The organism is Methylobacterium sp. (assembly GCF_028290105.1).
Lineage (GTDB): Bacteria > Pseudomonadota > Alphaproteobacteria > Rhizobiales > Beijerinckiaceae > Methylobacterium.
Genome location: NZ_JAQGKL010000022.1, coordinates 1 through 6,828 on the forward strand (window position 1 = coordinate 1; position 6,828 = coordinate 6,828).

Sequence of the window (6,828 nt, forward strand, 5' to 3'; positions counted from 1 at the left end):
CCCCGAGGCCTACCCGGTGGTGCGCCGCATCCTCGCCGCCACGGGCCAGCCGATCCAGGCCCTGATCGGCAACACGGGCGCCCTGCGCGGCCTGAAGCCGGAGACCTTCACGGACGACAGCTTCGGCCTGCCCACCGTCACCGACATTCTTTCGGAGTTGGAAAAGCCCGGCCGCGACCCCCGCCCCGCCTTCAAGACCGCGACCTTTCAGGAGGGCGTGGAGAAGATCACGGACCTGAAGCCCGGCATGCGCCTCGAAGGCGTCGTCACCAACGTCGCCGCCTTCGGCGCCTTCGTGGATGTCGGCGTGCACCAGGACGGTCTGGTGCACATCTCGATGCTCGCCGACCGCTTCGTGAAGGACCCGCGCGACGTGGTGAAGCCGGGGGACGTGGTGCAGGTGCGGGTGGTGGAGGTGGATGTGGGGCGCAAGCGGATTGCGCTGAGTATGCGGTCGGGGGAGGAGGCGGCGCCCCGCCCCGCCCAACAGGAGGCGCGGGAGCCCGCTCAGACCTCCAGGCCAGCTCAGGCTTCAAGACCAGTTCCGGCCCCGAGATCGGCACCGGCCTCCGAGACCGGCGGCGCCATGGCCGAGGCCTTGCGCCGGGCCGCCCTGGCCAAGGGGACATTGAAGCGCTGAAGACCCCTGGCCGCAGACGTTCCCTCAGTGGAAGAACGGCAGCGCGTGCGGGGCGTAGAGCCCGAAACCGAGCAACACCAATCCAGCAATACCCAAAAACCCGCCCCCGACCACCAGCGCAAAGATCCCCGTGATGACCTCCGCCGAGGCGAGCACGATGCCGATCTGGAAGGCGGCTGAGCCGAACTCGTAATGGTGGTAGCGGTGCAGGGCGAGGTCGCGGATCTCGCCGGAGCGGCGGGCCTTCTCCGCCAGTTCCTTGCGGCCCTCGCCGGTGGCGGGCTCGCTGTCCCAGCGGGCCATGGTCTTGGCCCACTCGGCGCGCTTGGCCTGGATCGCTTCCGCATTCGCGGCGTCCGGCGGCAGCAGGGCCAGGGTCTCGTCGGCGGTCTTGAGGATGGTGCCCCGGATGGTGCGGGCCTGGAAGTAGGCCCATTGGTTGGAGGCTTCGACATTGGCCCCCAGCGCATCCGTCTGGGCGCCCTTGGCCAGGGTCTCGGCCAGCGCGAGGAACAGCGCCAGCACCGAAATCAGCAGCGCCACGCGCTTGTTCGAACTTCCCCCCGCCCCGTGACCACCCGACATGCTGCCCCCATCGATTCGACGGCGGCAGTCACACCCGATCGCGCGGGCGAGCGCAAGGTACTTTGCGCATCAGTCCGGGCGCACCCCGTCAGTTCGGGAACACGTGCCCGCCGATGATCCGCAGGCCCACGGGGCTGCCGGCGGCGAAGCGGTTGGTGTCGGCGGCCTCCACCACCACGGTCTTGCCCTCCGGGCGGTCGACCTCGATGCGCTGGCGCCCCTGCGTCCGGTAGGACGAGCGCACCACGCCCTCGAGATGGGCCTGGTCGCCCTCGGCGAATTGCAACTGCCAGGGCCGCGCGTAGAGCTTGACCGGGCCGACGAGGCCGGCGGGCGCGCTCACCGGCGTCAGGCGGCCGTTCACGCGCACCTGGCCCGCCTGCACGATCGCCTCGACCTCGATGGTGTCGCCGAGGAACTTCAGCACGGTGGCGGAGACCGGGGCCTCCTGCACCTCGTCCGGGGTGCCGACCTGTTCGAGGCGGCCCTTGGCGAGCACGGCGACGCGGTCGGAGAGCTCCAGGGCCTCGTCCTGGTCGTGGGTGACGAAGATCGTGGTCTGGCCGGTGCGGTCGTGGATCTCGCGCAGCCAGCGGCGCAGGTCCTTGCGGACCTGGGCGTCCAGCGCCCCGAAGGGCTCGTCCAGCAGAAGCACGCGCGGCTCGACGGCGAGCGCACGGGCCAAGGCGATGCGCTGGCGCTGGCCGCCCGAGAGCTGGCTCGGGTAGCGGTCGGCGAAGCCCGAGAGCTTGATCAGGTCGAGGAGGTCGCCCACCCGCTTCTTGATCTCGGCCTTGGCCGGGCGGTCGGCGCGTTTGCGCGCGTTCAGCCCGTAGGCGATGTTGTCGGCCACGCTCATGTGCTTGAAGAGGGCGTAGTGCTGGAACACGAAGCCCACCGCGCGCTGCTGCACGGGCAGCTTCGTGGCGTCCTCGGCCCCGAACACGATGCGGCCGTCGTCGGGGAAGTCGAGGCCCGCGATGATGCGCAGCAGCGTGGTCTTGCCCGAGCCCGAGGGGCCGAGCAGGGCCAGCAGTTCGCCCGCCCGCACGTCCAGCGAGAAATCGTGCAGCACGGCCGCCGTGTCGAAGGTCTTCGACAGGTTCTCGACGCGGATGGCGGTGGAGCCGCCCACCCGCTCAGTGGCGCCGGGCACCCGCCGCGATCTCGTCGGCGTAACGCCACTCGAGGAGGGATTTGACGAGGAGGGTGACGAGGGCGAGGCCGGCCAGGAGGGAGGCGACGGCGAAAGAGGCAACGAAGTTGTACTCATTGTAGAGAATCTCCACGTGGAGCGGGAGGGTGTTGGTGAGGCCGCGGATGTGGCCGGAGACCACCGAAACCGCGCCGAACTCGCCCATCGCGCGGGCATTGCAGAGGAGCACGCTGTAGAGGAGGCCCCAGCGGATGTTGGGCAGCGTCACTGTCCGGAAGGCGTGCCAGCCGGAGGCGCCGAGCGTCAGCGCCGCCTCCTCCTCCGCCGTACCCTGCTCCTGCATCAGGGGGATGAGCTGGCGGGCGACGAACGGGAAGGTGACGAAGATGGTCGCCAGCACGATGCCCGGCACCGCGAAGATGACCTGGATGTCGTGGTCGATCAGCCAGGGACCGGCGAGCCCCTGCGCCCCGAAGACCAGCACGTAGATCAGGCCCGAGACCACCGGCGAGACCGAGAACGGCAGGTCGATCAGCGTGACGAGGAGGTTCTTGCCCCAGAACTCGAACTTGGCGATGGCCCAGGAGGCCATGATCCCGAAGACGAGGTTGAACGGCACCGCGATGGCCGCGGTCAGCAGCGTCAGCCGGATCGCCGCGTGGGCGTCGGTCTCGGTGAAGGCGGCGAGATAGGCGTTCAACCCCTTGGCGAAGGCCTGGGCGAACACGGTGACCAGCGGCAGCACCAGGAACAGGGCCAGGAACAGGATCGCGATCCCGATCAGGATCCTGCGGATCCAGCGCCCCTCGGTGACGACGCTGGCCGGGCGCGCCTCGGCCATTGTGACGGGTGCGAAGGTCTCAGACATAGCCGAATCTCCGCCGGCTCCAGGCCTGGATCAGGTTGATGGCGAGCAGGGTGAGGAACGAGATGCCGAGCATGATCGTGGCGATGGCGCAGGCGCCGCCGTAATCGTACTCGGACAGCTTGATGACGATGAGGAGCGGCGCGATCTCGGAGACGTAGGGCAGGTTGCCCGCGATGAAGATGATCGAGCCGTACTCGCCGACGCCCCGCGCGAAGGCGAGGGCGAAGCCCGTGAGCACCGCCGGGATCAGCGGCGGCAGCACGACCCGCACCAGGGTGTGGAAGCGGCCGGCCCCGAGGGTGGCCGACGCCTCCTCGATCTCCTTGTCGATCTCGGCGATGAGCGGCTGCACGGTGCGCACGGCGAACGGCAGGCCGATGAACACCATGGCGATGTAGATGCCGAGGGGCGTGTAGGCGGCCTCGACCCCGATCCGCGCCAGTTGCGCGCCCACGAGTCCGTTGGGGGCGTAGAGGGCGGCGAGCGCGATGCCGGCCACGGCGGTGGGCAGCGCGAAGGGCAGGTCCACCACCGCGTCGACGAGCTTGCTGCCGGGAAACCGGTAGCGGGTCAGCACCCAGGCGATGAGGAAGCCGAACACCGAGGCGGTGAGCGCGGCCAGCAGCGAGACGCCGAAGCTCACGCGCAGGGCGCTGGCCACGCGCGGGTCCGTGGCGACCGCCCAGATGCCAGAAAAGCCGAGACCGGAGGCGCGCGTGACCAGGGCCGCCAGCGGCAGCAGCACGATCAGCCCGAGGCAGGTCAGCGTGTAGCCGAAGGCGAGCCCGAAACCGGGGATCACGCTCGGGCGGAGGAAGCGCCGCTTGGCGCGCGTGGGCGGGGCCATGGTGATGTCCTGCGCAAGGTCCGGACCCGTCCCCGGGCGGGGGAGGGGCGGCGGGGTTTGTCGGCTCAGCGCCCCGCCTTGCTCAGCTGGTCGAACAGGCCCCCGTTGTCGAAGTTCTTCTTCTGGATCTCGTCCCAGTCGCCCTGCAGATCCTCGATCTTGAACAGCTTCAGTTCGGGCAGCTGCGCCAGGTCCTCGGCCTTGGCCGCCGCGCGGTTGAGCGGGCGGTAATGGTGCTTGGCGAAGATGGCCTGCGCCCGGTCCGAATAGAGGAACTGAAGATAAGCCTCGGCCTGCTTGCGGGTTCCCTTCTTGTCGACGTTGGCGTCGACGAGGGCCACCGGCGGCTCGGCGTAGATCGAGGTCGGCGGCACCACGACATCGAACTTGTCGCGGCCGAACTCCTCGAACACGAGGTAGGCCTCGTTCTCCCAGGTGGGCAGCACGTCGCCGAGGCCCCGCTGGGCGAACGTCACGGTGGAGCCGCGCGCGCCGGTGTCGAGCACGGGGACGTTCTTATAGACCTCGCCCACGAAGGCGTTGGCCTTGTCGGCGCTCTTGCCCTCCTTCTCGTAGGCGTAGCCCCAGGCCGCGAGGAAGTTCCAGCGGCCGCCGGCCGAGGTCTTCGGGTTGGGGGTGATGACCTTGATGTCGGGCTTCACGAGGTCGCCCCAGTCCTTGACGCCCTTCGGGTTGCCCTTGCGCACCAGGAACACGACCGTCGAGGTGTAGGGCAGACCCTGGTTCGGCAGCTTGGTGCGCCAGTCGGGGGCGATCTTCTTCGAGATGCGGCTGATCGCGTCGATGTCGGAGGGGATGCCGAGGGTCACGACATCGGCCGGGATGCCGTCGATCACGGTGCGGGCCTGCGAGCCCGAGCCGCCATGGGCGGCGCGCACGGTGAGCGTCTCGCCGGTCTTGGTCTTCCACTCCTCCGAGAAGGCCGCGTTGATCTCGCGGTAGAGTTCGCGCGTCGGATCGTAGGAGACGTTCAGGAGTTCGGTCTGGGCGCAGGCCAGGGACGGGGCGAGGAGGGATGCGGCGAGGCCGGCTCCGAGCAGCACCGCGTGGCGGCGCGTGCGGAAGCGTCCTGGGGTCCGGGAAGAGGTCTCGCTCACAAGCGTCTCCGACAAGTCTGCTGGCGCGTTGTGGTCGGGCCTCATGCAACCCGACCGATGCCGGTGGGTTTCGTTCTTTTTAAAGAACATTGTCAAGCGCGCGGGTAGCGCCTGTCCGTGCTTGCACCAGAGCATTGTTCTTTGCGCCGCGCAACGAGCAGTGGAATTCTGCCAGACCCTGGACAAAAATCTCCGTGAAACCGCTTTTGTGAAAAAATAATCTCCTCACGGACGGTTCTTTAGAAAGGACGTTCCAGGTGAATCTTAGCGTATTCGCCCGGGTTTCCGGTCGTCGGGCCTCTAGGCTCTTCCCGAATCCCTGAGCGCGACCTGCGACGAAACCCGCGGCGCAGCGACGCCGCCGCCTGGCCGTTCGTCCGGGAGGGACTACACTGGAGACCCCGCCACGTTTGGGAGGAGCACGCGTGGTCTCATTCCAGCGGCGGGTGGACCAACGCAGAGTGCGCGTGACCGGACGATCGCGGCGAAGGACGATGTCGCGAATCAGCCGCCCGCGCCGGACCACCCCGTCCCGGCCGTGATCGGCCTCCCGCCAGCGATGCGCGTGACCCATCCGGATGAACGGGCCAGGACCGATGACCAGGAGCGTGAAGCGGCCGGATGCGGCGATTCGGTGCGCGGAGCCTCGTCCCTCAATCCGCCGCGACGGCGATGAGCGAGAACAGGGACGCCAGCAGGATGTTACCGGCGACGACGAGGACGAGGACGGTCATGGGGTTCTTTGCACCGGAGCGCGGCGGGACGTGCGCGCATCGAATGATGGTGTCCTAACGCCCCGCGCGTGAACCGGGCGTGAATTCGCAAGCTCGTCCGTCAAAGGTTGGCCAACGCGGTAAACGCATCACACTTGGGCGGGCCCCGAATCCGTAAAGGCCTGGAATCCGCGAGAGCCTAGCGCTTCGGCGTGCCGAGGCGCGCCAGCACCGCCTCGATCCGCGCGCTCGGCGGCTCCGACAGGATTTCGGCGTAAAGGCTCCGCAGGCTGATCCCGAGGTGGCGCCGGATGCCGGCATTCAGGGGCGGCGGACCCGGGCGCGCGGCATCCGCCGTGGAAGAGCCATCGCTGCGGGTCTTGGACATGGAGGAGGCCCCGGCCATGCCGATCCGCTCGCTGCCGAGAGCATGAGGGGGCCGACTGAGGGTTAGCGTGGCATGTTGGGGTTAAGGAAAATTTGATGCAGTCGATCGCCGCAGACGCGAATTCGTTGCCGCCTATCAAAGGTTGTCAATCGCATTCGATCGAGGCCGATGATTAAAAAAATCCGATGGGTGGCGCCCACTCCGGAAAGGGCGTTCCGCCAACGACTTGGCTCTGCGAAATGCCGTCACGCTTCCACCGAAAGGGCTAACGAAGCGTTTCTGGTTGTGGACGAATCCGACCGGATCAGCTTACAAAGCACAAGCTCACGGCACCGCCGAGTGGTTGTTTTTCGGTCTCCCGCAACCAATAACGGGACATAGAATCGGCATGCAGAATATTACCATCACCGAACGAGAGCGCGATGCTGTATTGGCCGCTTTGCGCTACTACCAATTCTATCGGCTTCAGGGGCATCCCTTTAGTCCGCATCAGGATCACTTGATCGATGCCAT

The 6,828-nt window shown here is 67.7% G+C and carries 8 protein-coding genes; 1 reads left to right on the top strand and 7 read right to left on the bottom strand.

What is annotated here, in order from left to right; all coding sequences use genetic code 11:
* Nucleotides 1-640, top strand: a 640-nt coding sequence (locus tag JWQ05_RS01860) for a S1 RNA-binding domain-containing protein (RefSeq protein WP_299653618.1), incomplete at its 5' end; no start/stop codon positions are given.
* A 24-nt stretch (nucleotides 641-664) separates the two neighbouring features.
* Here JWQ05_RS01860 and JWQ05_RS01865 read toward each other — a convergent pair.
* The 7 genes from JWQ05_RS01865 to JWQ05_RS01895 form a co-directional block, all read right to left on the bottom strand.
* Nucleotides 665-1,225 (bottom strand): DUF4337 domain-containing protein, encoded by a 561-nt coding sequence (locus tag JWQ05_RS01865; protein ID WP_299653621.1) that lies wholly within the window; start codon nucleotides 1,223-1,225, stop codon nucleotides 665-667.
* 88 nt (nucleotides 1,226-1,313) lie between these two features.
* Complete coding sequence (locus JWQ05_RS01870) at nucleotides 1,314-2,360, bottom strand: sulfate/molybdate ABC transporter ATP-binding protein (protein ID WP_299653639.1); 1,047 nt, start codon at nucleotides 2,358-2,360, stop codon at nucleotides 1,314-1,316.
* A 4-nt stretch (nucleotides 2,361-2,364) separates the two neighbouring features.
* Nucleotides 2,365-3,249: a sulfate ABC transporter permease subunit CysW gene (gene cysW, locus JWQ05_RS01875; RefSeq protein WP_299653624.1), complete on the bottom strand. Its 885-nt coding sequence runs from the start codon at nucleotides 3,247-3,249 to the stop codon at nucleotides 2,365-2,367.
* Entirely contained in the window at nucleotides 3,242-4,096 is an 855-nt protein-coding gene (gene cysT / locus JWQ05_RS01880) for a sulfate ABC transporter permease subunit CysT (RefSeq protein WP_299653627.1), read from the bottom strand. The genes cysW and cysT overlap by 8 nt, the downstream gene beginning before the upstream one ends.
* Nucleotides 4,097-4,161: 65 nt before the next feature.
* On the bottom strand, nucleotides 4,162-5,214 hold the full coding sequence (locus JWQ05_RS01885) for a sulfate ABC transporter substrate-binding protein (protein WP_299653630.1): 1,053 nt from the start codon (nucleotides 5,212-5,214) through the stop codon (nucleotides 4,162-4,164).
* A gap of 912 nt (nucleotides 5,215-6,126) precedes the next feature.
* Nucleotides 6,127-6,315: a hypothetical protein gene (locus JWQ05_RS01890; RefSeq protein ID WP_299653633.1), complete on the bottom strand. Its 189-nt coding sequence runs from the start codon at nucleotides 6,313-6,315 to the stop codon at nucleotides 6,127-6,129.
* A 304-nt stretch (nucleotides 6,316-6,619) separates the two neighbouring features.
* A partial coding sequence (locus JWQ05_RS01895) for a hypothetical protein (RefSeq protein WP_299653636.1) occupies nucleotides 6,620-6,828 on the bottom strand: 209 nt, incomplete at its 5' end.